2 protein-coding genes are annotated in these 1187 nt (G+C 75.5%); both read right to left on the reverse strand.

The genetic code is table 11. The features are described 5' to 3' along the window. The coding region (locus tag AC2W7M_RS25900; RefSeq protein WP_486136005.1) for a Na(+)/H(+) antiporter subunit B at window positions 1-250 on the reverse strand (250 nt) is incomplete at its 3' end. An 82-nt stretch (window positions 251-332) separates the two neighbouring features. Next, entirely contained in the window at window positions 333-935 is a 603-nt protein-coding gene (locus AC2W7M_RS25905) for a monovalent cation/H(+) antiporter subunit G (RefSeq protein ID WP_486136006.1), read from the reverse strand. Window positions 936-1187 lie beyond the last annotated feature (252 nt).

Consider the following 1187-nt stretch of genomic DNA (forward strand, 5'->3'; position numbering starts at 1 on the left):
CGCGAGGGCGCCGGCTCCGGCAAGGCGAGCACGAGCCCGGCGAGGCCCAAGGCGCACGGCCACGGAGATCGGCGGCGGCGAGCGCCCGGTTCAGTGCGGGCGGGACAGCGGGCAGGCCCGCCGCCGCGCGCAGCAGCACGATGCCGGAGATGCCGCTGCCGATGGCGATCTCGGTGAGCGCCACGTCCGGCGCCGAAAGTCGCGCCCAGGCAAGCCCGAGGAGCACGCCATAGCCCATGAAGGCGATCACCGCCGCGCGCGGCGCCGCAGCGGTGACCGCCGCGAGGGCGGCGCCGACGACCAGAAGCTGGCCAGCGCATCAAAGACGAGGCTCACGGCCGCTCCTCCCGCGCCGTTGCCTCGAATTCCGCCTCCACCATCGCCGCCTCGGCGAGCACCTGCGAGATCGCGCCGGAAGCGAGCTGGGCGAGCGCCCAGACGGCGATCATCTTCACCGCCGCCATCAGGCTTCCGGCTTGCGGCAGGAGGCCGAGGACGATCAGCGCGAGGCCCACATTGTCGGCCTTGGTGAGGGCGTGGATGCGCGAGAGCGGGTCCGGCAGCCGCAGGAGCCCGAGGGTTCCGGCGGCGAAGAACAGGAGACCGGCGGCGATGAGGAAGACCGTCAGGGCGTCGAGCAGCAGGCTCATGGCCGGCGCTCCGGAGCGGCCGGGGCGGGCGGAGGCCGGTTGCCCAGGGCCGCGCGATAGGCGCTGGCGGCCAATGCCGCCAGCAGCGCCGTCAGCAGGGCCGCGTCGAGCAGCGCCGGCTCGCCATCGCCGGCGCGAGCGCAGCAGCGCGGCGATCGCGCCCGAGCCCAGGAGCTGGAAGGCCAGCATGCGGTCGATGTCGGTGCCGCCGCGCCACAGCGCCGCGAGGCCGAAGCCGCAGATGAGGAACACCAGCGCGCCGGCGGCGAAAAGGAGGTCAGCCATGATGGCGCCCGTCGGTCGCGGCGGTCGGAACGGGGGCGGGCGACCGCATGGCGAGGAAGGCGCGCGTCCGCCTCCACCGCCTGCGCCACCGGAGCGGTCACGTCCAGGCAGTGGAGCGTCAGACCGGGGCCGGGCGCGGCCAGCGGCAGCGTGCCGGGCTGGAGGCTGGCGAGCGCCCGGAAGGCATTGCGCGGCATGCCCTCCGGCACCGCGATGGGACGGTGAGGATGCCGGGCGCGACCCGCGGCGGCG

It is taken from the genome of Xanthobacter sp. BG11Y11_SDJG (assembly GCF_057364445.1).